The organism is Bradyrhizobium sp. 1(2017) (assembly GCF_011602485.2).
Lineage (GTDB): Bacteria > Pseudomonadota > Alphaproteobacteria > Rhizobiales > Xanthobacteraceae > Bradyrhizobium.
On record NZ_CP050022.2, the window covers coordinates 3,346,768 to 3,368,468 of the forward strand.

The window sequence follows — 21,701 nt, forward strand, 5'->3', positions numbered from 1 at the left end:
TGGCCGAGCTCAGAGCGGCTTTTTGGGAAGCACTGGAACGAACCAGGCTAGCCGCGGCAGCCGATCTTCCGTTCCCGCCAAAGGTTCGCTAACGGCGGTGTCCGAGCGCAGAGAGAACCGTCAGCGAACGACGCCTGCCGCGTCTTTCGCGCGTGGCACGAGCCAATCGAGACTGAGCAGGGCGGCTTCGACGATAACGAAAGCGACAATGCCGCCGAGCCAGCCGAAAAAGACAATCGAAAAGGTGCCGATCAAGATGGCGCAAAAGACGTCGGCGAGCACCTTGCAGATGCGGAAGTCCTGGTCTTCGCCAGATGGAAAGTACGACATTGGGCTTCTCCAGCAATGATCCTGAGGCTTGGATTCAAACGACGAGTAGAAGCTTGTGTTCCCCGGTCGACGCTTCGGCTGCAATGAGGATGTGGTCGTTACTCGTTGTAAGGCTGGCCGTCCGGGCCAACGCCGTCAAGACGAAGCAGCGCCGCGTTGCTCGGTCGGGACGTTTTAGCTTTGCGGGTTTCTTGCGCGGCGCAGGCTTACACGGACCTGATTAGGAGAGGCGATCCAGTGCTTTTTCGCTGGCCGCGGCGCCCCGAATGCTGGAAAAGAACGCAGATGCGGCGCGAGCCGTGGGGTGACCCGGAACATCCGGCGGGATTACGATGCGGCTGCTGATCGTCGAGGACAATGCGGAGCTGTCGCGGCTCGTGGCCGGCGGGCTGGCGGCGGCCGGCTATGAGAGCGATGTCGTCGGCAGTGCGGCCGAGGCGCGCGAGGCAGTGAACAGCGTTAGCTATGCCGCGATGGTCCTCGACCTCGGCCTGCCCGACGGCGACGGCCTGTCGGTCCTGCGTGAGCTGCGCCACCAGATGGAACCGTTGCCGGTGCTCGTGCTGACCGCGCGCGGCGGCTTGCAGGATCGCGTCACCGGCTTGCGGAGCGGTGCCGACGATTATCTGGCGAAGCCGTTCGCCATGGAGGAGCTGGTGGCGCGGCTGGAGGCCATCCTGCGTCGGCCGGGTCAGCTGCTCGGACGCTCGCTCAGTCTCGCCAACCTCGTCTACGATACCGAGAGCCGCCAGATCTTCGTCGACGACCAGCCGCGCGTCATCTCCGCACGGGAGACCTCGGTGCTGGAGATCCTGTTGCGCCGGCAGGGGCGGGTGGTGCCGAAGAAGAACGTCGAGGACCACATCTTCGGGCTCGAAGGCGAGGTCGCCTCCAACGCGGTCGAGGTCTACGTCTCGCGGCTGCGCAAGCAGCTCATCGAGCACGGCGCGAAGGTGGTGATCCACACCATCCGCGGCGTCGGCTACCTCATGGCCGAGGAAAAATAGCGTGGCTCTCGGCCGCCATGCCGGATCGTTCGCGTCCAAATCGCTGATCTGGCGGATCGTCTTCCTGCACATCGTGGCGGTCGCGATGGTCGCGATCGTCCTGCCGCTGGTGCTGTTCTGGCTGCTCAATTCCGAGATCGACCAGTTGCACCGCGACGGCATGCGCGCCCAGGCCGAGGTGCTGGCGGAGCGCATCGTCCTCCAGCCGGACGGCTCGCTGACGTTCAACCTGCCCGACAGCCTGCGCGGACTCTATTCGGACGCTTACGGCCGCTATCAATACGACATTCGCGACGACGAAGGCCGGTTGCTGTTTTCCTCGCATCGGCGGCCCGGCGCCGCGGCGCGTCGGCCCTCCGAGACGATTTCCGGCGCCAGCGTCACCCGGATCATCGACGGCAAGCCGGTGCGTGTCCAGGTCGCCGAAGATCTCGCGCACCGCGACGTCATCATCGACGACATCGTCTCGAACTTCTTCCGGCGGGTCGGGTGGATCACCATCCCGATCCTGCTGGTCCTGCTCGCCACCGACATCATCATCTTCCGCCGCGCGATCGCGCCGCTGTGGAAGGCCTCCGAGGAGGCCAGCAATATCGGCCCGGCGCGCACCCACATCCGCCTGCCGACGAAGCAGATCCCGCGCGAGATCATGCCGCTCGTCACCGCCGTCAACCAGGCGCTCGACCGGCTCGAGGACGGATTTCGGGTACAGCGGCAGTTCACGGCCGACGCCGCGCATCAATTGCGCACGCCCCTCACGATCCTGCGCACGCGGATCGAGACGCTTGGCGACGGCGCAGCCCGGCGGGCGCTGCTAGCCGACATCGAAGCCATGAGCCGCATCGTCGCCCAGCTGCTGGAGATCGCCGAGCTCGACACGCTGGTGCTCGATCCCGGTGAGACCGCGGACGTGCACGCCGTTTGCGCCGAGGTGGTCGGCGCGATCGCGCCGCTCGCGATCGCGCAGCACAAGGAGATCGCATTGAAGGGCACAGACGGGCCGGTCATGATCCACGGCAATTCGGCGATGCTCCAGCGCGCCATCTTCAACCTTGCCGAAAACGCCATCAAGTTCACGGCGAGGGACACCGCCGTCGAGGTCGAAGTGGGGGAGGACGGATCGGTGCGGGTACGCGATTGCGGTCCTGGTGTCGCCGAGGCCGAGCGCGAGCTGATCTTCCAGCGCTTCTGGCGCCGCGACCGCCAGCGCAGCGACGGCGCGGGCCTGGGGCTCTCGATCGTGCGCGCCGTCGCGGACGATCATGCGGCGACCGTGGCGGTGGAGAACCTTCCCGGGGGCGGCGCGGAGTTCACGCTGCGATTTCGGCCGGCGCATCCGGCGACCTCTTCACCCTCTCCACTTGTAGGAGAGGGTGGCGCGCCGCGATGGCGGCGAGCCCGGTGAGAAGTCCTTCTCCGCGCCTTCGACTCTGCGGAGATACCCCATCCGGCGCGCTAAGCGCGCCACTTTCTTCACAAGGGGAGAAGAAAGCTCACTACTTCTGCGGTTGTCCGAGATCCAACTGTGGCGGTCCGAGATCCAGCGGCGGCAGTTCGATCTGCGGCACGTCGATCTTGATCGTGCTGGGGTCGATATTCGACTGGACGCCTTTGTAGTGCATCACCATCGCGGGGAACGCGATGACCAGGCCGACCATGATGAGCTGGATGACGACGAACGGGACCGCGCCCCAATAGATCTGGCCCGTGGTGACCGGCTCCATCCTCTTGCCGGTGACGCGATCGGTGTAGCGCTCCTTCGGCGCGACCGATCTGAGGTAGAACAGGGCGAAGCCGAACGGCGGATGCATGAACGAGGTTTGCATGTTGACGCCGAGGATGACGCCGAACCAGATCAGATCAATGCCGAGATGCTCGGCGGCGGGTCCGAGCAACGGGATCACGATGAAGGCCAGCTCGAAGAAGTCGAGGAAGAAGGCCAGCACGAACACGAGCGCGTTGACGAAGATCAGGAAACCGATCTGGCCGCCGGGGAGCGAGGTGAGCAGATGCTCGACCCAGACGTGGCCATTGACCCCGTAAAAGGTGAGCGAAAAGATACGGGCGCCGACCAGGATGAATATGACGAAAGCCGACAGCTTGGCAGTCGATTCCGTCGCCTGCCGGATCAGGTCCCAGCTCAGCCGTCGCTTCGCTGCGCCGAGCAAGAGGGCACCGGCGGCGCCCATCGCGCCGCCTTCGGTCGGAGTCGCGAGACCAATGAAGATCGTACCCAGCACCAGGAAGATCAGGAACAGCGGCGGCACCATGACGAAGGTGGTCTGCTGCGCCATTTTCGAGAGGAAACGGAAGCCGGTCAGCTTGTCGACCACCCAGTTCAGCACCGCGACGGCGAAGGCGAAGACGATGCCGCAGAACATGCTGAGCACGACGTAGTCGGCTCCGTGCACGTTCGAATTCCGCATCATGAGCCATCCGAACACGCAGCTCGCAAGGAACAGCACACCCAGGGAGACGAGGCCGCGATCGCCGTTGTCTTCGCGGAAGCCGATGGCCTCCTTTGGCAGGCCGGGCGTGGCCTTTGGGAAGAACATGCTGACGAGGAAGGCGTAGCCGGCGTACAAGCCCGCGAGCACGAGGCCCGGGATGAAGGCGCCCTCGTACATGTCGCCGACGGACTTGCCGAGCTGGTCGGCCATCACGATCAGGACGAGCGAGGGCGGAATGATCTGCGCGAGCGTGCCTGAGGCGGCGATGACGCCAGCTGCCACGCGGCGGTCATAGCCATAACGCAGCATGATCGGCAGCGAGATCAGTCCCATCGAGATCACGGAGGCGGCGACCACGCCGGTCGTCGCGGCGAGCAATGCGCCGACGAAGATCACGGCATAGGCGAGGCCGCCGCGGATCGTTCCAAACAATTGGCCGATGGTGTCGAGCAGATCCTCGGCCATGCCCGACCGCTCTAGTACCAATCCCATAAAGGTGAAGAACGGGATAGCAAGCAGCGTGTCGTTGTTCATCACGCCGTAGACGCGCTCCGGGAGGGCCTGGAGGAAGTCGGGGTGGAACTGACCGAGTTCGACGCCGATCACGGCGTAGAACAGGCCCACGGCACCGAGCGAGAATGCCGCCGGATAGCCGAGCAGCAGCATGACCACCAGGGACACGAACATGATGGGCGCCATATTGGCGATGATAAAAGCGGTCATGAATTCCCCCTACACCGTCGCCAACGGCTATTTCTTCTCGATCGCTTCGACGAGATGCTCAACTTCCGCTTCCAACGCCGACACTTGGGAATCATGCGGGTCAGGAATTAATCCGCGCATGACCGCAATCCGCTTGATCAACTCGGAGATGCCTTGCACGAGCAGCAAAGCGAAACCAATCATGATCAGGGATTTCGCGGGCCATTGCGGCAGGCCGCCAGCGTTGCCGGACTGCTCGTTGATTTGGAAGGATCGCAGGAAGAACGGCACTCCTGTAATGATCATGATCATGCATATCGGCATGAGAAAGAACACGTGACCGACCACGTCGATGACGTTGCGCGCTTTCTTCGGCAGCGTGTTGCTCACGATGTCGATACGAATGTGCTCATTGTCGAGCAGCGTCCAGGGTGCGCAAAGCAGGAAGACAATGCTGAACAGCACCCATTGCAGCTCGAGCCATGAATTGGATGAGGTGTCGAACGTCTTTCGGACGATCGCGTTGACCGACGAGATGATGACGGCGAGCAGGATCAGCCACGCGATGCGTTTGCCCGTCCAGCGTGTGAACGCATCAATCCCCTGGCTCAGCTTTAGGAGCGCTTGCAACGATAGGTCCTCCCCCGATTGTGCCCCGGCCGTCTTGACTGCGCCGAGCTGGCGCGTGGCTTATCTCGCCGCGCAGGCATGAGGCAGCCGCACCAAACCAGCGGGCGTGCCGCCAGTCAATCGGAAGTTTGTTGATAGTTCAGAGGAATAAGGCCGCCGATCGACCGTCAGCCGCCGGTGACGCTCATGTGCCTGGAGACGCTGGGACGATCGTGGCGGCGGTCGATGATGAAATCGTGGCCCTTCGGCTTGAGCCCGATGGCGCGGTCGATTGCATCTGCAAGCAGCACATCCTCGTTCGATGCACGTAGAGGTTTGCGCAGATCGGAGGCATCCTCGTGGCCGAGGCAGGTGTGCAGCGTTCCGGTGCAGGTGATGCGCACCCGGTTGCAGGATTCGCAGAAATTATGGGTCATCGGCGTGATGAAGCCGAGCTTGCCGCCGGTTTCGGCGACGCTGACATAGCGCGCCGGTCCGCCCGTGGTCTCGGCTAAGTCCGTCAGCGTGAATTGCTGGGCGAGGCGGGCGCGCACCAGCGACAGCGGCAGATATTGGTCGATCCGGCCCGATCCGATCTCGCCCATCGGCATGACCTCGATCAGCGTCAGGCCCATGCCCTTGCCGTGGGCCCAGCGCATCAGCGAAGGCAACTCGTCCTCGTTGAGATTCTTCAGCGCCACCGCGTTGATCTTGACGCCAAGGCCCGCGGCTCGCGCCGCCTCGATGCCCTCGAGTACCTTGTCGATCTCGCCCCAGCGGGTGATCTCGCGAAACTTTTTGGGATCGAGCGTGTCGAGCGAGACGTTGATGCGGCGTACGCCGCAATCGGCGAGCTCCCGCGCATGCTTTGCAAGCTGGGTGCCGTTGGTGGTCAGCGTCAGCTCATTCAAGGCGCCGCTCGACAGATGCCGCGACAGCGAGCGCACCAGTGTCATCACGTTGCGGCGGACCAGGGGCTCGCCGCCGGTGAGCCGCAGCTTCTTCACGCCCTTGGCGATGAAGGCCGAGCAGAGCCGGTCGAGCTCCTCCAGCGTCAGCAGGTCCGCCTTGGGCAGGAAGGTCATGTCTTCCGACATGCAGTAGAAGCAGCGCAAATCGCAGCGGTCGGTGACGGAGACGCGCAAGTAAGAGATGGTCCGCCCGAACGGATCGGTCATCGCGCTCGACAGCGCGGCGCGGGGGCTCGCAGAAGATCCGTTCATACCAAATGCCTTGTCACTTACGGCGACGGGCGCACCTTCGCTTCAGCGGTGCCTTCGAAGTAGTCTAAGCATCGGGCGCGGCTAGGACAATCGGGTGGTATACGTAATCGGCGCCCGGATCAGCGCTTTTCTGCGTTCGGATCGGGGAACGGCGAGGCTGCCACGGCGGCAGGTGCAGCCTCTGCAGGGGCCGCGGCGGGCGCGGCTGCGACGGGTTTAGGCTTCCTGGGCCGGTGCGGTTTCTTGACCGTCTTGGGCGGCGCCGCCGGCTGAAGCTCTGCAAACACCGGATTCGGGTCGGTGGTGACCGAGGCGGGCGTGGTGAAATCGCCGGGATTCTTGATCAGGTTCACGGGCACGCTGGCCGGCTGGTACTTGGCCAGCGCGAAAGCGACCGTAAAGGGAGCGTCAGGGGCGGGAACCGAGACCGAGCAGGGGGTCTTGCAGCCCGGACCCAGCGATGTCGTGGCGTCAGCTCCCGGGGGATTGGATTCGAGCCGGACCTGGACGGTCGGCGGCGCCGATTTGAACACGTCCCAAGACATTGAGGAGCAGCCACCGAGGCTTGCTCCCGCTAACGCAACCGCGATGACACGACGCATGACCACCCACTTCTACTGCGACGAACCGCCACACCCCGGCCGGACCTTAGGCAGGACGTCCGGCGCGGGCAACCGGCGCGCCGCGCATAGATAATAGATGGTTAACGCAGGGTTCCGTAGAATAATCCTGCTTGATCAGAGGCTTGCGGGAACGGGGTTCGCCATCAGGCTGTGCGCCGCGGCCGGCAGGTCGCGCATGTGATGGATCAGCCGGTCCGGATTCAGCTCGGCGATCGGCACGTCGGTGTAACCGAAGCTGACCCCGATCACGGGCACCCCGGCCCGCCGGGCGACGCCGACATCGGTTCCGGCATCGCCGACCATGATGCTGGCTTTGACCTGTCCGCCCGCCCGCGCCACGGTCTCGCGGAAGATGGTCGGATCGGGCTTCTGGACGCCAAAGGTGTCGGCGCCGCAGATCGCCGCGAAGCGGCGGCTGAGGTCGAGCTGGTCGAGGAGCCGTTTGGACAGCCATTCCAGCTTGTTGGTGCAGACCGCGAGGCGGTGGCCCTGGGCGGCAAACTGGTCGAGCGCGGTCTCGAGCCCCTCGAAGGGGCGGGATTCGACTGCGATATGGTCGGCGTAATAGGCGATGAAATCCGCCGTCATCCGGTCCATGTCGGCGGGGGTGACGGAGCGGCCCTCGGCCTCCAGCCCCCGCTCGATCAGCTTGCGGGCGCCGGCGCCGATCATGTTGCGGGCCGATGCGATCGGCACGGGCGGCAGCCCTTCGCGGTCGAGCACGTAGTTCAGCGCGGTGATCAGGTCGGGCGCCGTATCCACAAGCGTGCCGTCGAGATCGAAGACGAGGGTGTAGGGAGAGGTCATGATTCAAGCGCTATCGGGCCGGCCGGACCGGCGCAAGGGCCGTAGCCATAAGTTCACCTTATAAGATCGACCCAAAGGCCTGTTCCGGCGGGAAAAACGAGGCTACATAGGGCCGCAAGCGGCCATACGGCGGCACTCTCAATAAAGAGGCGGGCGCAGACGTGAACATGGACCAGTTGAAGCGGCAGGCTGCAGCGCGCGCGCTCGAGGAGGTGCGTGACGGCATGCAACTCGGGCTCGGAACCGGGTCGACCGCGAAACATTTCGTCGAGCTGCTCGGCGAGCGCGTCGCCGCCGGGCTCAAGGTGGTCGGCGTACCGACCTCCGAGGCGACGCGCGCGGACGCGATCCGTTGCGGCGTGCCCTTGACCACGCTGGACGAGATCGAGCATCTCGACATCACCATCGACGGCGCCGACGAGATCGATCCCGCGCTCAATCTGATCAAGGGCGGCGGCGGCGCGCTGCTGCGCGAGAAGATCGTGGCGGCCGCCTCGGATCGCATGATCGTGATCGCCGACGACAGCAAATGGGTGCCGACGCTCGGCAAGTTTCCGCTGCCGATCGAGGTGATCTCGTTCGGGCTTGGCGCGACGCGCCGCGCGATCGAGAAGGCATTTGCCGAATGCGGCGTTTCCGGGCAAATGGCAGTCCGCAAGGCCAAGGACGGCCACGTTTTCGTCACCGATGGCGGCCACTGGATCCTCGATGCCCAGCTCGGACGTATTGTGGATCCACCCGGCCTCGCCACGGCGTTGAGCGCCATTCCCGGTGTGGTCGAGCACGGCTTGTTCATCGGCTTGGCCAGCTCGGCCGTTCTGGCGGGCGGCGAGGGAATTCGCGTGATTGAACGGCGTAAGCCGAAAGGAGACCTGGAATGAAGACCGTGCTTAAATATTTGCCGGCCGTGACCCTCGCTGTGGGCCTCGCCCTTTCGGCCATCCCGGCCATGGCGCAGCAGCCGGCAGCCAAGGCCGGCGCAGCGCCGGCCCAGCCGAAATCCTCGCCGGCTGCAATTGCGGCGGCCAAGGAAATCCTCGCGATGAAGAACGCCAGCGCGATGTACGCCAACGCGGTGCCGGGCATGGTCGAGAAAACAAAGATCGCGCTGATCCAGCAGAACCTCAACTACCAGAAGGAACTCAACGAGGTCGCGCAGGTCGTCGCCCAGCAGCTCAACGGCCGCCAGAACGAGATCACCGAGGGCATGGCGCAGGTCTATGCCAGCGAGTTCACCGAGCAGGAGCTCAAGGACCTCGTCGCCTTCTACAAGTCGCCGCTTGGCCAGAAACTGATCACCGCCGAGCCAAAAGCCATCGGCCTCAGCATGGCCTTCATGAACTCGTGGGCGCAGAATTTCACCGAAACGGTGATGGGCGCCTTCCGCGCCGAGATGCGCAAGCGTGGCAAGGAGATCTGAGCGCACCTATCTGATAGGTCGGTCTTGAAAGAGGTCGGAGTGGACAATGGCTGAATTCGACGTCGACCTCTTCGTCATCGGTGGCGGCTCGGGCGGCGTGCGGGCCGCCCGCATCGCGGCCGGCCATGGCGCCCGCGTCATGATCGCGGAAGAGTACCGGATGGGCGGCACCTGCGTGATCCGCGGCTGCGTGCCGAAGAAGCTGTTGGTGATCGGCTCGCATTTCCGTCACGAGCTCGAGGATGCCGCGGGTTTCGGCTGGACCGTTCCGACCGCCACCTTCGACTGGCCGACGCTGATTGCCAACAAGGACAAGGAGATCGCGCGGCTGGAGGCGGCCTATACGGCCAACGTCGAGAAGTCCGGCGCGCAGGTTGTCAAGAGCCGGGCGGTGATCGAGGACAAGCACACCGTCCGCCTGCTCGAGAACGACAGGAAGATCACCGCGAAATACATCCTGATCGCCACGGGCGGTGCGCCGAACCATGGCGCTTCCATTCCCGGCATCGAGCACGTGATCTCCTCCAACGAGGCGTTCCACCTGGAAAAACTGCCGAAGCGGATCGTGATCCAGGGCGGCGGCTACATCGCGCTGGAGTTTGCCGGCATCTTCGCCGGCTTCGGCTCCGACGTCACCGTGATCTATCGCGGCGACAACATCCTTCGCGGTTTCGACGAGGATGTCCGGAGCCATGTCCGCAGCGAGATGGAGAAGCAGGGCATCACCATCCTCACCGGCTGCACGGTGGCCAAGGTCGACCGCCACGGCGAGGAGTTCACCACGCATCTGTCGAACGGCTCGAGCCTTGCCTCCGATCAGGTGATGTTCGCGATCGGCCGCCATCCGGCCGTGGCCAATCTTGGCCTGGAGAACGCCGGCGTCGCCATCAACCCGAAGAATGGCGGTATCGCCGTCGACCATTTCTCCAGGAGCTCGGTCGACAGCATCTATGCGATCGGCGATGTCACCCACCGCTTCAACCTGACGCCGGTGGCAATCCGCGAGGGCCACGCTTTCGCCGACACCGTGTTCGGCAAGCGCGAGGTCAGGGTCGATCATGCCAACATTCCGACCGCCGTGTTCTCGCAGCCGGAGGTCGGCACCGTTGGTTTGACGGAAACCGAGGCGCGCGCGCAGTTCAGCCACGTCGACATCTACAAGACGACGTTCCGTCCCATCAAGGCGACGATGTCGGGCCGCGACACCCGCGTGCTGATGAAGCTCGTCGTCGACGGGGCGACCGACCGCGTGCTCGGCTGCCACATCGTCGGCGATGCCGCGGCCGAGATCACGCAAGCCGTGGCGATCGCGGTGAAGATGAAGGCGACCAAGGCCGATTTCGATGCCACGATCGCGCTGCATCCGACCGCGGCCGAAGAGCTCGTCACGATGCGGACGCCGACCGCACGCCATGTGCGCCAGGCGGCGGAGTAGCGCCGCCTGAGCGTGCTCGGCCCGTGAGGTCTTGACGATTTGTTCATGTTTTGTTCTTATGTTGCACCCCTCATGGAGGCAGCGATGGACAACCGTATCAACGAAATCCGCAGAACGATCAGGGCGCTTCGCGTCAGCATGCTCGAGGCTGAAGCCATCATGCGTGAGCAGGTCGACCGGGACCAGGATTGCAGCTTCATCGCGGAGGAAATCCTCAAGATGCGTTCGGTCATGAGCCTGCTCGCGGGGGAGCGGATAGCGCTCGGCGATGACGAGCCGATCCTCGTCACCTGCCTCTACGCCCCACGGCGCCGGCCGCCCCGAAAGCCGGTAGCCGATCGACTGCCGCAGTCCGTCAATATGCCTGCGCAACGCGTGGCGGCGGGGATCTGACCGGAGCGGGGCTCATTCGAACGGCTGGCGGACCGCCCGCTCAGGCCGGTCCGTCGGGCTGTCCGCCCATTTCGCGATGTCCATCGTTCGCACGTCGAGGCCTTCGCACCACAGGCAGCTGGGCTCCGCGCGGCCCTTGGCCGAAAGCAGCGGGACAAGTCCGTGGCCGCAGCCGGAGCAAGATGTGACGTGATTCATGCGTTTCTCCGCGCTGCCCGAATTTGGAACGACATGTCGTCCCCGAAGCTTGCCTGAACGTTATGACGGGGCAGAGACGCTTCCGATCGGAGCGCTCGTTCCGGATGTCGTGGATGTCGCGATCCACCGGGACACGGCCGCGATGTCGTCGCCGCTGTCGCGATAGGCGCGAAGCTGGAATTCCGCGGAGCTGCCGCGCGCGACGATGGTCCGGCAGTGCTCGACCTCGGCGGCGCAGTTCAGCGCAGCCGCGTCTTCGGCGATGTCGTCGATCACGCGGGAGAGCAGCTCGGAGATCGTGACCGGCCCGTCCTTCGAGGCGAAGATGCAGTCGGTGCCGTAGCGCTGGGCGCGCCACTTGTTTTCGACCGCAATCGCGCGCTCGACCGCGGTGACCTCCTTCGACAGATGGGGGCGCAGATAAAGATGGCGGGTCAGGCAGCGGTAGAGCGAGGCGATCGCCACGGCGTCGTCGACCAAGGTGCAGGTGTCGGGTGCGCGCAGCTCGAGGGTCGGGTGACGCATCGAGGGCCGCATCGCCCACCAGATGTGGCTCTCATCGGGTATCACGCCGGAGCGCTGCAATGCGCCGACATATTCGTCGTAATCCTGCCTGCCTTCGAACAGTTCGGGCAGGCCGGTGCGCGGCAGCTCGGAGTAGGCGGCAAGCCGGTAGCCTTTCAGCCCGGTCTTGTGCGAATTCCAGAACGGGGACGAGGCGGACAGCGCGATGAACAGGGGCAGGTGCGGCAGCATCGCCCGCATCACCGCCATGCGTTTCTCGGGATCGGGTAGCTGGACGTGCACGTGCATGCCGCACATCATGTTGCGGTGGCCGATGCTGCGCAGATCCTCGATCATCTCCTCATAGCGCGGCTTCGGGCTCGGCTGGGACATGCGCCAGACCGCGGTTGGATGTGTGCCGCAGGCCATGACGACGAAGCCGTATTGCGCGGCGACGTTCGCGACCTCACGGCGAAGGAAACGGAGCTCCTCGCGCGCGTCGTTGACATCGACGTGAATGTTGGTCGCGACCTCCAGCTGGGATTGCAGCATCTCCCGCATCGCCTGGCCGCCGGTCGACCAGTTCGCCGATTCGAACAGCTCGTCGGGGGTCTGGATCGCGACCTCGAGGCTGCGGCGATCGGCGAGGAAGTACTCCTCCTCGATGCCGAAAGAATATTCCGCCGCCTTGCCGCTGCCGCCGGCGGAGCGAATGACGAGGTGCTGCCTGTCGTCGGAGGGATCCAGCCGCAGCAGTTTCAGAACGTCTGAAGACAATGTCATCGGTGCCACCCGGCCGATACTACCTGCGGGCAATAATCCTTCTGGCCGGGACCGGTTCCGCGTCGCACTCAGCTGAAATTGCAAGCGGGAACGGAACAATCTTCACGCTTTCGGACGCACGCGCGATCAGGGCGTGATTGGGCGGCACTTCCGCCCAATCCTCCTTGTCGAACGGCTCGGACACGACGACGACCTCGTCGCCTGCCTCGCGGAAGTACAGCGTGTTCGCGGCGTCGTTGACCGCAACCCGAAAGGCGTAGAGATCACGGCCGTTGGCGATCGCGCTGGTGAAGCGCAACCGTTCGCGGAGCTGACCCTCGTTGACGAGACCGACGAGGGCGTGCAGCACGCGCTGCGTTGCGCCGAGCGGATCGCTGTCCAGGCCCGCGCCCATCATGGCGAGGAACACGGCTTCGGAATCGGTCGTGCCGAGCCGCGATGGATAATAGGCATCGGGAATCAGCGCCTCGACCTTGCGCCGCAGCCGGTTCCAGCTCCCGACGAATCCATTGTGCATGAACATCCACTGGCCACAGGCAAAGGGATGGCAGTTCTGCCGCGTGACCGCCGTGCCGGTGGCCGCGCGCACATGCGCGAAGAACAGATGCGAGCGCAGATGCCGGCAAAGATAACGCAGGTTCTCGTCCGACCATGCCGGGCGCGTCTCGCGATAAAGGCCCGGCTCCGGATGCTCGCCGTACCAGCCCAGACCGAAGCCGTCACCGTTCGACCCCGCCGTCGACTGAAGCGAGCGGATGCTCTGCGCGACCAGCGAATGCTCGGGCTCGGTGACATAGGGCTCGAAGGAGGTCGTCTCGCCCCGGTATGCGATCCAGCGGCACATGAGGAATCCTGTCGGGAGATGCCGTGACGTGCAGTAACTGATCGGCCTGCACGATGGTTCCCGACGGCGGCTCTTCGACGTCTTCAGTGGTCGACCAGCGCGGACAAGCGGATCGAGCGCCTGACGCAGAAAACATATGCCCGGGGCTATTTCCAGCCGTCGGACTTCGGAGCCGTTGCGCAGAAGGCAATCGAAACCGTCGTCAGAAGCGAGCGTGGCACGGTTCGTTCCTGCGCGAGCCGAATATTCGTGCGCAGCTCACCTCGTGGGTCTTGTGTCTTGATCTCTAGTTCTGCCCGCCTAGAGTTTCGACGTAAGGCTTGCCATAGGGGAAAAAATGCTCCTTGCGGCCTTGCTCGCAGAGCGCCCTGAGCCCGGGCGCCATGATGTCCCAATTCGGACGGCACTTCATGCTGATGGAGATCGCGATGGACGATCAGGCAAAGTTCGCCGCGCTTCGGCGCCATTGGGAGGCTTCGGACGCGAATGATTTCGAGGCCGAGCATGACATCTACTGCGAGGAGGCGGTGCTGGACTATCCACAGTCCGGCGAGCGAATCCGCGGCCGGCGGAACATTCAGGAGAGTCGGTTCGTGCAGCCGAACAGGAAGCGGTTCACGGTCCGGCGGATTGCCGGGGGCGGCGATTTCTGGGTCAGCGAATTCGTCTTGAGCTATGATGGGGTGCCGTCCTACGTCGTTAGCATCATGGAATTCCGCGATGGCTTGGTGGCGCACGAAACGCAGTATTTTGGCGACAGGTTCGAGCCGTCGCCGTCGCGCGCGCATCTCGTCGAGCGAGTGGGGTGAGTGACGCATGGCCCGGTGCATCCATTCATGCCGGCGCGCTATGCCAAAACCACCAACCCGATGAGGTCGCCTTCAAGGCTCGGCTTGCGATGCGGTCACTTCGTCAGCCTCACGCTTTGGGATGACGGGTTTGAGAATGTGTCGTGCAAGGTCGGTCGGTTCCCACAGACTCGGAACCGATGCGGCGGCTGGTCGCAGTCAGATTGCCTTGATTCCGACAGAGCCATCTCTAATTTCTGAGCGAACAAGAATCCGGGCCCCTCTGGCGAGGACACCGACGATGTCGGCAAACCTCGCGATGTCGGATGACCTATCCCGCGCGAATGCGATGGATCGGCGACCGTCGGGCCTTTTTCGGTTCTCTCCGGCCAGTCGTTCCATCGCAGCTCCGTGCGGTCATTTCGCAAGATTTGGGAGCAACGATGTCTGACGCCAAGCATTCAAGTCCGATCGAGATCGCGGATCCGTCCAGCCTGAACGAGCAGGCTGCGGCCGCACTCGTCATTGCCGGCGCGCTGGTTGCGGTGGCCGACCGGCGCGTTTCGCCGGTCGAGCGCGACGAGGTGATCCGCTTCATCCGGGACCGTGGATTGGCGCCTCACGTCGACGACGAAAAGTTGCTCGCAATGTTCGACACACTCGCCGAACGACTCGAGGAGCCGGATTTTGCCAATGTCGTGATCGACACGCTCCGGCCGGTCTCGAACATGCCGCTGTCGGCGCACCTGGTAGAGCTGTCGGAGCGTGTCGCCGCGGCCGACGAGGACGTGCATCCCCATGAGGTGCAGGCGATCAAGCTGTTGCGCCTACTGACGCTGGTGCTGCCGCGCGCAAAGCAGGTCGCGCCGGACAAGGGCCGCACCGCACACCACACAGCGGCCGAGGAATGAGCATGACCACGACGTCGACGGGAGCAAAGGGCGATCGCAATCAGATGGCTGGCGGTGATCCGCGCCTCGACAAGCTCGTCGACCGGTTGCCGCCGCGCATGGGCGACACCGTCACCTATCTGCTCAAGCCGTCGAGCCGCTGGGTGAGGATTCCCTCGGGCGCGCTGCTCATCGCCGGGGGCGTGCTTTCCTTCCTGCCAATCCTCGGCGTCTGGATGCTGCCGCTCGGTCTCGCGCTGCTTGCCGAGGACGTGCCTGCGCTGCGCTCCTCGCGTTCGAAGGTCCTCGATTGGGTCGAGCGAAAGAAGCCGCACTGGCTCGAACCGTCCACATCGAAGCATGGTCAATCATGACTGAACTCATCACCGCCGAAGCGCTGACCGCGCTGTTTCAGGTCATCCTGATCGATCTCGTGCTCGCGGGCGACAACGCCGTCGTTATCGGCCTTGCCGCAGCCGGCCTGCCGGCCGAGCAGCGCAGCCGCGCCATCATCGTCGGCATTGCCGCCGCCACCGCGCTGCGTATCGTCTTTGCGGGCGTCGCGACCCAGCTCCTGCAGGTGATCGGCCTCCTGCTTGCCGGCGGCGTGCTGCTGCTCTGGGTCTGCTGGAAGATGTGGCGTGAACTGCGCGAACAGTCCGCGCATTCGAAGCAGCTCGCATTCGACCATGGCAGCGCGGGTGCGGCACCAGTGCAGCAAAAAACCTTCGGCCAGGCGGCGGTGCAGATCGTCGCCGCGGACGTTTCGATGTCGCTCGACAACGTGCTCGCGGTCGCGGGCGCCGCGCGGGAGCATCCCTACATCATGGCCTTCGGCCTGCTCTTGTCGGTCGCGATGATGGGTGTTGCGGCGGATCTGCTGGGCCGCGTGCTGCAGAAGCAGCGCTGGATTGCCTATGTCGGTCTCGCGATCATCGTTTACGTCGCCTTCGAGATGATCTATCGGGGCACGCTGGAACTCGCGCCGGTCATTGCGAGTCTCTGAGACGACAATCTACCGCAATCCGGAGTGATCGATGAGGTCTGAACCCAAAGCACCTTCGGCGCATGCCGAACCTCGGCCGCAGATCGGCCCGTTCGCCCAGCTCATCTTCGGCTCGCGATGGCTGCAGGTGCCGCTCTATGTCGGCCTGATCATCGCGCAGGGCGTCTATGTGCTGCTGTTCCTGAAGGAGCTCTGGCATCTGGTCTTGCACTCGTTCGACGCCACCGAGCAGCAGATCATGCTGGTGGTGCTCGGGCTGATCGACGTCGTCATGATCTCGAACCTCTTGGTGATGGTGATCGTCGGCGGCTACGAGACCTTCGTCTCCCGGCTGAATCTGACCGGCCATCCCGACGAGCCGGAATGGCTCAGCCACGTCAATGCCAGCGTGCTCAAGATCAAGCTGGCGATGGCGATCATCGGCATCTCCTCGATCTCGCTGCTCAGAACCTTCATCGAGGCGGGCAATCTTGGCACGACGCGCAGCAATTTCACCGAGAGTGGCGTGATGTGGCAGGTGCTGATCCACCTGGCCTTCATCGTCTCGGCGATCGGCATCGCCTGGGTCGACCGTCTCAGCGATGGCGGCCATCGCAAGGGGGCCGGCCACGCCTGAGCGCGGGCGCTCAGCTGGCGAGATCCCAGATCGGCGAGGGGGCTAGGCCACCTCCGCCCCGGAAACGGGCAAATGCGCCCGTGCTTCGCCGGGTTCGCGCAGAGCCGTCTGGCATCATCGCACGGCGTGCATCTCCAGAAACGCCTTCACGCCGGTGACAGTGCCGGTATCCGACGGCACGTAGCCGGGGAGCGTCGCGACGGCGGCGCGGAAATCGGCGCTGCGGATGATCTCGAGGATGCGCTGCATCGGCCCGGTATCCAGAAACGCGCGCTTGCAGACGAAGAAATAATCCTCGGTGAGGATGCGGATGAAATCGAGGCCGAAATGCCGCGCGGCGGCCTCGACGCCGAAGCTCGCATCCGCCATGCCGCTCGCGACATAGGCGGCGACCGCGGCGTGGGTGAACTCGATCTGCTGCGCGCCGTTGATCCTGCTCTCGTCGATGCCGTGCGCGGCGAGCAATTGGTCGAACAGAAGCCGCGTGCCGGAATCATGGTCGCGGTTGACGAAGCGGACCTTGGGATTTGTGAGATCGTTCAGCGAGGCGATGCGCAGCGGATTGCCGCGGGCGACCATCAAGCCCATCTCGCGCGTCACAAAACTGATGATGCGATCCTCGCGCGGGTCGAGCCATTCGCGCGCGGCCTTGATGCCCTGGGCCCGCAGCGTGCCGTGCGGCAGATGCAGGCCGGAGAGATCGCAGGCGCCCTGCGCCAGCGAGACCAGCGAATGCTGGTTGCTGACATAGCGCAGATCGACGCCGATGCCGGGTTCGCGGTCGAGGAATTCGCGTAGTTTTGCCACCGCGAAGCCGTGGCTCGCATGCACGCGGATCACCGAGGGACGCTGTTCGAGGAACGGCTTGATCTCGCTGGCCAGCTCCTGCGCCAGGTTTTCGAGCTGCGGCCCGAGCCGCGCCTGCATGCGCTCGCCGGCCCACACCAGCCGCTCGCCGAACGGCGTCAGCTTCGAGCCCTTGCCGCGCTGGGTCTCGACCAAGGGCGTACCGAAGAACTCCGACCATTGCTCGATCAGATTCCAGACATGGCGGTAGGAGAGGTGGGCATCGCTGGCCGCGCTCGTGATCTTCCCGGTCTTCCGGATCTCGTTGAGCACGCCGAGCATGATCACGGCGGTGCGCGGGCTGCCCTCGCGGCGAAACCGCCAGACGGCTTCGATCTCGATCTGAAGCATCGGCCTTCCTTATGAACTGCACTTCATATTATAGGCGTCCATCTGCAAATCATATCATATTTACTCCTGTCATCTGAGGCCTAGTCTGGCATACCAGAACGGAGGAAATATGATGTCTGTTGCATATGACTTTGCGCATTCGCCGGCGACTGAATTCATGGCTCGGCCGCAGCATCTCTTGATCGACGGCCGCCGCGTCCCCGCCAGCTCCGGTCGCACCTTCAAATCGCTCAATCCCGCCACCGGGCAGGTCATTGCCACCATCGCCGAAGGCGGCGAGGCCGATGTCGAGCATGCGGTGGCGGCGGCGCGCCGCGCGTTCGAAGGCCCCTGGCGCACGATGCGCGCCTCCGAACGCGGCCAGATCCTGCTGCGCTGGGCCGACCTGCTCAAGGCCCACGCCGACGAGATCATCGAGCTCGAGTCGATCGATGCGGGCAAGCCGATCTCCGCGACGATGCGCCAGGATTTTCCGGCTGCGGTCGACACGCTGGTCTACTACGCCGGCTGGGCCGACAAGATCAGCGGCGACGTCGTCCCGGTGCGCGACGATGCCCTGACCTACACCGTGCGCGAGCCGGTCGGCGTGGTCGCGGCGATCGTGCCGTGGAATTTCCCGCTGATGATCGGCATGTGGAAGCTGGCGCCGGCGCTGGCCTGCGGCTGCACCATCGTGATGAAGCCGGCCGAGCTGACCTCGCTGTCGGCGCTGCGCATCGCGGAGCTGGCCTTGGAGGCCGGCCTGCCGGCGGGCGGCTTCAACGTCGTCACCGGTCCGGGCCGCGTCGTCGGCGATGCGCTGGTCAATCACCCCGACGTCGACAAGGTTACCTTCACCGGCTCGCCCGGCGTGGGGCGCGGAATCATGAAGGGCGCGGCCAGCAATTTCAAACGCGTCTCGCTCGAACTTGGCGGCAAGTCGGCCAACGTCATTTTCGACGACGCCGATCTGGAAGCCGCAAGCAAGGCGGCGGCCTCCGGCATCTTTTTCAATGCCGGCCAGGTGTGCTCGGCGGGCTCCCGCGTGCTGGTGCAGGAGAAGGCCTATGACGAGGTCGTGGAGCGTCTGGCGGCGCGCGCGAAGTCGCTCAAGATCGGTGATCCGCTCGATCGCAAGACCACGCTCGGTCCCGTGATCTCCGAGAAACAGATGAAATCGATCCTCGACTACGTCGAGATCGGACAGAAGGAAGGCGCCACGCTCGTCACGGGCGGCGAGAAGATCGGCGAGCGCGGCTATTTCATCAGCCCGACGGTGTTCGCGGATGTCGCGCACGAGATGCGGATATCGCAGGAAGAGATATTCGGCCCCGTCGTCAGCGTCATCAAGTTCAAGGACGAGGCCGACGCGCTGCGGATCGCCAACGGCACCGCCTATAGCCTCGCCGCGGGCGTCTGGAGCCGCGACATCGGCAAGCTGCAGCGCTTCGCCAAGCGGGCCCGCGCGGGCACGGTCTGGATGAACACCTACGGCTACACCGACGTGCGCCTGCCTTGGGGCGGTGAGCGCGACTCCGGCCTCGGCCGCGAGCACGGCACCGCCGCGATCGACAATTTCACCGAGCCCAAGGCCGTGTGGATGAACCTGGCCGTCTGATAACCTCCCGATCGGCCAATCCTGAGCCCGCCTGATCCGGTCAGGCGGGCTCCCTTTTTTGAAATCGATAAAATTGTCTGCAATCGCCTCAGGGGCGGCAAACCCTGCGGACAAGAACAGTTCCGCCTTAAACCTCGGCTTTGGAACCGGCGTGCATCCTCACCGCAAAAGGGTGGGGCCATCAACATGTCAGTTCTCAGGGAGGTCGTCGCAGCGGCTGTAGGAGTCTACGCGCTCCTGTTCGTTTGCGACGCCTTGTTCGGCGTCGGCGACGTCCGCTTCGACGACGCCTATTACCGCGCCAGCTTCTACGCGCCGCGGCCGAAGGAGTTTCGCTTCGCAAGCGATACGCCGCCGGCGGTGCGCGTCAGCGACGCCTTCGCGCAATTCGCGCCGGGCGAGGGCAAACCGAACAAGCGATACTCGTCGCTGACGACGATCATTCGCTAGGGACAGCCGTCGGCGCGAGACGAATGCCTCGCGCCGAAGCCGTTGCCACCTATTCGGCGGGGCTTTCGATGGTCACTCCCTGCCTGACATCGTCGCGGGCGAGGATCATCAGGAGGCCGACGATGATGAACTCGACCACGGCAAAGGCAATGAAGGCCCCGGTGAACGAGCCGGCGGAGGCGTTGATGATGGCCCCCATCATCCAGGGGGCCACGAACGCCGAGAAGATGCCGAACACTTCGGCATAACCGATCGCCGCCGGCGCGAGCGCATCGGAATACTTTTCGCTCAACAGTGCAAAGATCGCCCCGCCGCCGAGCAGCGCCACGCCGCTGAGCGCTGCAAACAACACCAGCATCCCGAACGGCATCGGCGTGACGACGCTCCACAGGAACATCACGGCCGTGAGGAAGGCGAGGAACGCGGTGAGTTTGATCATGAAGGGCTTGCCCAACCGGTCGGACATGTAGCCGCCGATCACAAGGAACAGCACCTGAGACAGTCCCATCACGGTGCCGATCACGGCGCCGGATTCCGGTGCCATGTGCTGCACGGTGATGAAGGCGGGCACGACCCAGGTGGCCGTGCCGGCGATCGCGAAGGTGCAGGCCACGATGCCGAAGCCGCCAACCGCGATCCATTTCGAACGGAAGATTTCGCCGAGCGGGAGATGCTGCTGTTGCGCTTCGTTGCCCCAACTGAAGCCGTCGATGCCGAGCTCGCGCGGATTGTTGCGCACGACGAGCGCATCGATCGCTGCAACGATCAGCGTGCCGATTGCCAGCACGGCGAAAAAGGTCCGCCAGCCGGTTGCGATCGTCAGGGGGATGCCGAGTGCGAAGTCCATGGTGATGGCGAGGCTGTAGGCGGCGAGAATGATCCCTACCACCGAGCCGCGCCGGCTTTGTGGGAACCAGCCGAAGATCAGCTTCATGTTGCCGATGAAGATGCCTGCGTCGAAGAAGCCGATGACGAGCCGCAGCAACACGAGCTGCATGTAGCTCTGTACGAACACCTGGAGCACCATGCCGAGGCCGGTGCCCGCAAGCCCGATCAGCAGCATGTTGCGCGCCGTCATCGAGCGGCTGACCGGCGACCACACCACCATTCCGATGCCATAGGTCAGCGCAAAGATTCCCTGCGCCAGCCCCGCCTCGGCGGGATTGAGTTTCAGGCTTTCCGAGACGAAGGGCAATACTGCGGCGAAGGCGTACCAGTCCGCGGCAAGAAAGATCTCGCAGAGGATGGCGAGCGCCAACATTCCCTTCTGCCATCGTCCAATCCGCTGGCGGTCGCTCTCGGAAATCGTCGTCCAGTTGGTCATCGGCATGATCATCGTCGGTCCTTCCGGGGTACGTCTCGTCGGAGCACAGGTGCGGCGTCAGGTCGGCGGTGGCAGGAAATTGACCTCGTGCTCGGCGGCGCGGCGTACGACCTCCTGCGGATCGGGGAGGTTATGGATTCGCTCGAACAGCTCCTTCAGCGAGCGCGTTGGCGCCACCCAGAACAGGCTCGTCGCTGTCTCGCCCGACTTGTTGAAGATGCCGTGGGGAATGCCCTTGGGCATGCGCACGAGATCGCCGGCTTTGGCGACAAAATCCTTGCCATCGAGCCAGAGATCGTAACGGCCGGTCAGCACATAGACGAACTCGTCCTGGGTCGGATGCACGTGCGGCGGCACGAAGGTTCCGTCCGGAAACACGGCGTGCCAGGCCATCGAGGCCTCGGAATGCTGCTTGAGCGTGTAGGTCTGGCCTAGAATGTTCCAGACGATGTTGCCGAAGCCTTCCTTGGAGGGGGTTACGCCCGGGGGCATCTCAATCATGCTT

The 21,701-nt window shown here is 64.3% G+C and carries 25 protein-coding genes; 13 read left to right on the top strand and 12 right to left on the bottom strand.

The genetic code is table 11. The features are described from left to right. Nucleotides 1-120: 120 nt before the first annotated feature. The gene (locus HAP40_RS15500; protein WP_166817001.1) at nucleotides 121-330 is read right to left on the bottom strand and encodes a hypothetical protein; all 210 of its coding nucleotides are present in this window, start codon (nucleotides 328-330) and stop codon (nucleotides 121-123) included. Between the two features lie 332 nt (nucleotides 331-662). On the opposite strand from HAP40_RS15500, the gene HAP40_RS15505 reads away from it, so the two are divergent. Continuing rightward, the gene (locus HAP40_RS15505) at nucleotides 663-1,337 is read left to right on the top strand and encodes a response regulator transcription factor (protein WP_166817000.1); all 675 of its coding nucleotides are present in this window, start codon (nucleotides 663-665) and stop codon (nucleotides 1,335-1,337) included. Between the two features lie 85 nt (nucleotides 1,338-1,422). Beyond that, entirely contained in the window at nucleotides 1,423-2,742 is a 1,320-nt protein-coding gene (locus HAP40_RS15510; RefSeq protein WP_166819485.1) for an ATP-binding protein, read from the top strand. Between the two features lie 91 nt (nucleotides 2,743-2,833). Here the strand turns inward: HAP40_RS15510 and HAP40_RS15515 are convergent, their stop codons facing one another. The 5 genes from HAP40_RS15515 to HAP40_RS15535 all read right to left on the bottom strand — a co-directional run bounded on the left by HAP40_RS15515 (nucleotide 2,834) and on the right by HAP40_RS15535 (nucleotide 7,751). Next, nucleotides 2,834-4,510: a TRAP transporter large permease gene (locus HAP40_RS15515; protein WP_166816999.1), complete on the bottom strand. Its 1,677-nt coding sequence runs from the start codon at nucleotides 4,508-4,510 to the stop codon at nucleotides 2,834-2,836. Nucleotides 4,511-4,537: 27 nt separating this feature from the next. Next, complete coding sequence (locus HAP40_RS15520) at nucleotides 4,538-5,119, bottom strand: TRAP transporter small permease subunit (protein ID WP_166816998.1); 582 nt, start codon at nucleotides 5,117-5,119, stop codon at nucleotides 4,538-4,540. A 167-nt stretch (nucleotides 5,120-5,286) separates the two neighbouring features. After that, nucleotides 5,287-6,321: a GTP 3',8-cyclase MoaA gene (gene moaA / locus HAP40_RS15525; RefSeq protein ID WP_166816997.1), complete on the bottom strand. Its 1,035-nt coding sequence runs from the start codon at nucleotides 6,319-6,321 to the stop codon at nucleotides 5,287-5,289. A gap of 119 nt (nucleotides 6,322-6,440) precedes the next feature. After that, entirely contained in the window at nucleotides 6,441-6,923 is a 483-nt protein-coding gene (locus HAP40_RS15530) for a hypothetical protein (protein WP_166816996.1), read from the bottom strand. Between the two features lie 135 nt (nucleotides 6,924-7,058). Next, on the bottom strand, nucleotides 7,059-7,751 hold the full coding sequence (locus HAP40_RS15535) for an HAD family hydrolase (RefSeq protein ID WP_166816995.1): 693 nt from the start codon (nucleotides 7,749-7,751) through the stop codon (nucleotides 7,059-7,061). 161 nt (nucleotides 7,752-7,912) lie between these two features. Between HAP40_RS15535 and rpiA the strand changes: the two genes are divergently transcribed. From rpiA to HAP40_RS15555, 4 genes are all read left to right on the top strand, one after another. After that, a complete protein-coding gene (rpiA, locus tag HAP40_RS15540; RefSeq protein WP_208024770.1) occupies nucleotides 7,913-8,632 on the top strand; it encodes a ribose-5-phosphate isomerase RpiA in 720 nt (239 codons plus the stop codon). Further along, complete coding sequence (locus tag HAP40_RS15545) at nucleotides 8,629-9,171, top strand: DUF2059 domain-containing protein (RefSeq protein ID WP_166816993.1); 543 nt, start codon at nucleotides 8,629-8,631, stop codon at nucleotides 9,169-9,171. Before rpiA ends, HAP40_RS15545 begins: the two co-directional genes overlap by 4 nt. A 46-nt stretch (nucleotides 9,172-9,217) precedes the next feature. Further along, nucleotides 9,218-10,606 (top strand): glutathione-disulfide reductase, encoded by a 1,389-nt coding sequence (gene gor / locus HAP40_RS15550; RefSeq protein WP_166816992.1) that lies wholly within the window; start codon nucleotides 9,218-9,220, stop codon nucleotides 10,604-10,606. Nucleotides 10,607-10,690: 84 nt separating this feature from the next. After that, a complete protein-coding gene (locus HAP40_RS15555) occupies nucleotides 10,691-10,999 on the top strand; it encodes a hypothetical protein (RefSeq protein WP_166816991.1) in 309 nt (102 codons plus the stop codon). Between the two features lie 12 nt (nucleotides 11,000-11,011). Here HAP40_RS15555 and HAP40_RS15560 read toward each other — a convergent pair whose 3' ends face one another. The 3 genes from HAP40_RS15560 to HAP40_RS15570 are packed head-to-tail and all read right to left on the bottom strand — an operon-like array spanning nucleotide 11,012 to nucleotide 13,328. After that, nucleotides 11,012-11,197: a hypothetical protein gene (locus HAP40_RS15560; RefSeq protein WP_166816990.1), complete on the bottom strand. Its 186-nt coding sequence runs from the start codon at nucleotides 11,195-11,197 to the stop codon at nucleotides 11,012-11,014. A gap of 60 nt (nucleotides 11,198-11,257) precedes the next feature. After that, nucleotides 11,258-12,484, bottom strand: a complete 1,227-nt coding sequence (locus HAP40_RS15565) for a carboxylate-amine ligase (RefSeq protein WP_166816989.1) — start codon at nucleotides 12,482-12,484, stop codon at nucleotides 11,258-11,260. A gap of 19 nt (nucleotides 12,485-12,503) precedes the next feature. Further along, a complete protein-coding gene (locus HAP40_RS15570; RefSeq protein ID WP_166816988.1) occupies nucleotides 12,504-13,328 on the bottom strand; it encodes a class II glutamine amidotransferase in 825 nt (274 codons plus the stop codon). Nucleotides 13,329-13,756: 428 nt separating this feature from the next. Between HAP40_RS15570 and HAP40_RS15575 the strand changes: the two genes are divergently transcribed. From HAP40_RS15575 to HAP40_RS15595, 5 genes are all read left to right on the top strand, one after another. Continuing rightward, entirely contained in the window at nucleotides 13,757-14,137 is a 381-nt protein-coding gene (locus tag HAP40_RS15575) for a nuclear transport factor 2 family protein (RefSeq protein WP_166819484.1), read from the top strand. A 422-nt stretch (nucleotides 14,138-14,559) separates the two neighbouring features. Continuing rightward, on the top strand, nucleotides 14,560-15,027 hold the full coding sequence (locus HAP40_RS15580) for a TerB family tellurite resistance protein (protein WP_166816987.1): 468 nt from the start codon (nucleotides 14,560-14,562) through the stop codon (nucleotides 15,025-15,027). Beyond that, nucleotides 15,024-15,380 (top strand): hypothetical protein, encoded by a 357-nt coding sequence (locus tag HAP40_RS15585; protein ID WP_166816986.1) that lies wholly within the window; start codon nucleotides 15,024-15,026, stop codon nucleotides 15,378-15,380. The genes HAP40_RS15580 and HAP40_RS15585 overlap by 4 nt, the downstream gene beginning before the upstream one ends. Next, nucleotides 15,377-16,012: a TerC family protein gene (locus HAP40_RS15590; protein WP_166816985.1), complete on the top strand. Its 636-nt coding sequence runs from the start codon at nucleotides 15,377-15,379 to the stop codon at nucleotides 16,010-16,012. The genes HAP40_RS15585 and HAP40_RS15590 overlap by 4 nt, the downstream gene beginning before the upstream one ends. Before the next feature lie 31 nt (nucleotides 16,013-16,043). After that, nucleotides 16,044-16,628 carry a TIGR00645 family protein gene (locus tag HAP40_RS15595; RefSeq protein WP_166816984.1) on the top strand — a complete coding sequence of 195 codons (585 nt, stop codon included), beginning with the start codon at nucleotides 16,044-16,046 and terminating at the stop codon, nucleotides 16,626-16,628. Nucleotides 16,629-16,742: 114 nt separating this feature from the next. On the opposite strand, the gene HAP40_RS15600 is transcribed toward HAP40_RS15595, so the two are convergent. Continuing rightward, entirely contained in the window at nucleotides 16,743-17,825 is a 1,083-nt protein-coding gene (locus tag HAP40_RS15600) for a substrate-binding domain-containing protein (protein ID WP_166816983.1), read from the bottom strand. Nucleotides 17,826-17,937: 112 nt separating this feature from the next. Here HAP40_RS15600 and HAP40_RS15605 point away from each other — a divergent pair, with 112 nt between their 5' ends. Both HAP40_RS15605 and HAP40_RS15610 read left to right on the top strand, forming a co-directional pair. Beyond that, nucleotides 17,938-19,422 (top strand): aldehyde dehydrogenase family protein, encoded by a 1,485-nt coding sequence (locus HAP40_RS15605; RefSeq protein WP_166819483.1) that lies wholly within the window; start codon nucleotides 17,938-17,940, stop codon nucleotides 19,420-19,422. A 186-nt stretch (nucleotides 19,423-19,608) separates the two neighbouring features. Further along, nucleotides 19,609-19,872 (top strand): hypothetical protein, encoded by a 264-nt coding sequence (locus HAP40_RS15610; protein WP_166816982.1) that lies wholly within the window; start codon nucleotides 19,609-19,611, stop codon nucleotides 19,870-19,872. Nucleotides 19,873-19,921: 49 nt separating this feature from the next. Here HAP40_RS15610 and HAP40_RS15615 read toward each other — a convergent pair whose 3' ends face one another. Together HAP40_RS15615 and HAP40_RS15620 are read right to left on the bottom strand one after the other, a co-directional pair. Continuing rightward, a complete protein-coding gene (locus tag HAP40_RS15615; RefSeq protein WP_246741090.1) occupies nucleotides 19,922-21,208 on the bottom strand; it encodes an MFS transporter in 1,287 nt (428 codons plus the stop codon). Nucleotides 21,209-21,253: 45 nt separating this feature from the next. Then, nucleotides 21,254-21,697, bottom strand: a complete 444-nt coding sequence (locus HAP40_RS15620) for a cupin domain-containing protein (protein ID WP_166816981.1) — start codon at nucleotides 21,695-21,697, stop codon at nucleotides 21,254-21,256. Between the last annotated feature and the right edge of the window lie 4 nt (nucleotides 21,698-21,701).

Bases quoted from the DNA above. Each gene is read 5' to 3' on its own strand.
- HAP40_RS15500 (WP_166817001.1), bottom strand. From the start codon at position 330: ATGTCGTACTTTCCATCTGGCGAAGACCAGGACTTCCGCATCTGCAAG.
- HAP40_RS15505 (WP_166817000.1), top strand. From the start codon at position 663: ATGCGGCTGCTGATCGTCGAGGACAATGCGGAGCTGTCGCGGCTCGTG.
- HAP40_RS15510 (WP_166819485.1), top strand. From the start codon at position 1,423: ATGGTCGCGATCGTCCTGCCGCTGGTGCTGTTCTGGCTGCTCAATTCC.
- HAP40_RS15515 (WP_166816999.1), bottom strand. From the start codon at position 4,510: ATGACCGCTTTTATCATCGCCAATATGGCGCCCATCATGTTCGTGTCC.
- moaA (WP_166816997.1), bottom strand. From the start codon at position 6,321: ATGAACGGATCTTCTGCGAGCCCCCGCGCCGCGCTGTCGAGCGCGATG.
- HAP40_RS15530 (WP_166816996.1), bottom strand. From the start codon at position 6,923: ATGCGTCGTGTCATCGCGGTTGCGTTAGCGGGAGCAAGCCTCGGTGGC.
- HAP40_RS15535 (WP_166816995.1), bottom strand. From the start codon at position 7,751: ATGACCTCTCCCTACACCCTCGTCTTCGATCTCGACGGCACGCTTGTG.
- HAP40_RS15545 (WP_166816993.1), top strand. From the start codon at position 8,629: ATGAAGACCGTGCTTAAATATTTGCCGGCCGTGACCCTCGCTGTGGGC.
- gor (WP_166816992.1), top strand. From the start codon at position 9,218: ATGGCTGAATTCGACGTCGACCTCTTCGTCATCGGTGGCGGCTCGGGC.
- HAP40_RS15555 (WP_166816991.1), top strand. From the start codon at position 10,691: ATGGACAACCGTATCAACGAAATCCGCAGAACGATCAGGGCGCTTCGC.
- HAP40_RS15560 (WP_166816990.1), bottom strand. From the start codon at position 11,197: ATGAATCACGTCACATCTTGCTCCGGCTGCGGCCACGGACTTGTCCCG.
- HAP40_RS15565 (WP_166816989.1), bottom strand. From the start codon at position 12,484: ATGACATTGTCTTCAGACGTTCTGAAACTGCTGCGGCTGGATCCCTCC.
- HAP40_RS15570 (WP_166816988.1), bottom strand. From the start codon at position 13,328: ATGTGCCGCTGGATCGCATACCGGGGCGAGACGACCTCCTTCGAGCCC.
- HAP40_RS15575 (WP_166819484.1), top strand. From the start codon at position 13,757: ATGGACGATCAGGCAAAGTTCGCCGCGCTTCGGCGCCATTGGGAGGCT.
- HAP40_RS15580 (WP_166816987.1), top strand. From the start codon at position 14,560: ATGTCTGACGCCAAGCATTCAAGTCCGATCGAGATCGCGGATCCGTCC.
- HAP40_RS15585 (WP_166816986.1), top strand. From the start codon at position 15,024: ATGAGCATGACCACGACGTCGACGGGAGCAAAGGGCGATCGCAATCAG.
- HAP40_RS15590 (WP_166816985.1), top strand. From the start codon at position 15,377: ATGACTGAACTCATCACCGCCGAAGCGCTGACCGCGCTGTTTCAGGTC.
- HAP40_RS15595 (WP_166816984.1), top strand. From the start codon at position 16,044: ATGAGGTCTGAACCCAAAGCACCTTCGGCGCATGCCGAACCTCGGCCG.
- HAP40_RS15600 (WP_166816983.1), bottom strand. From the start codon at position 17,825: ATGCTTCAGATCGAGATCGAAGCCGTCTGGCGGTTTCGCCGCGAGGGC.
- HAP40_RS15605 (WP_166819483.1), top strand. From the start codon at position 17,938: ATGTCTGTTGCATATGACTTTGCGCATTCGCCGGCGACTGAATTCATG.
- HAP40_RS15610 (WP_166816982.1), top strand. From the start codon at position 19,609: ATGTCAGTTCTCAGGGAGGTCGTCGCAGCGGCTGTAGGAGTCTACGCG.
- HAP40_RS15615 (WP_246741090.1), bottom strand. From the start codon at position 21,208: ATGATCATGCCGATGACCAACTGGACGACGATTTCCGAGAGCGACCGC.
- HAP40_RS15620 (WP_166816981.1), bottom strand. From the start codon at position 21,697: ATGATTGAGATGCCCCCGGGCGTAACCCCCTCCAAGGAAGGCTTCGGC.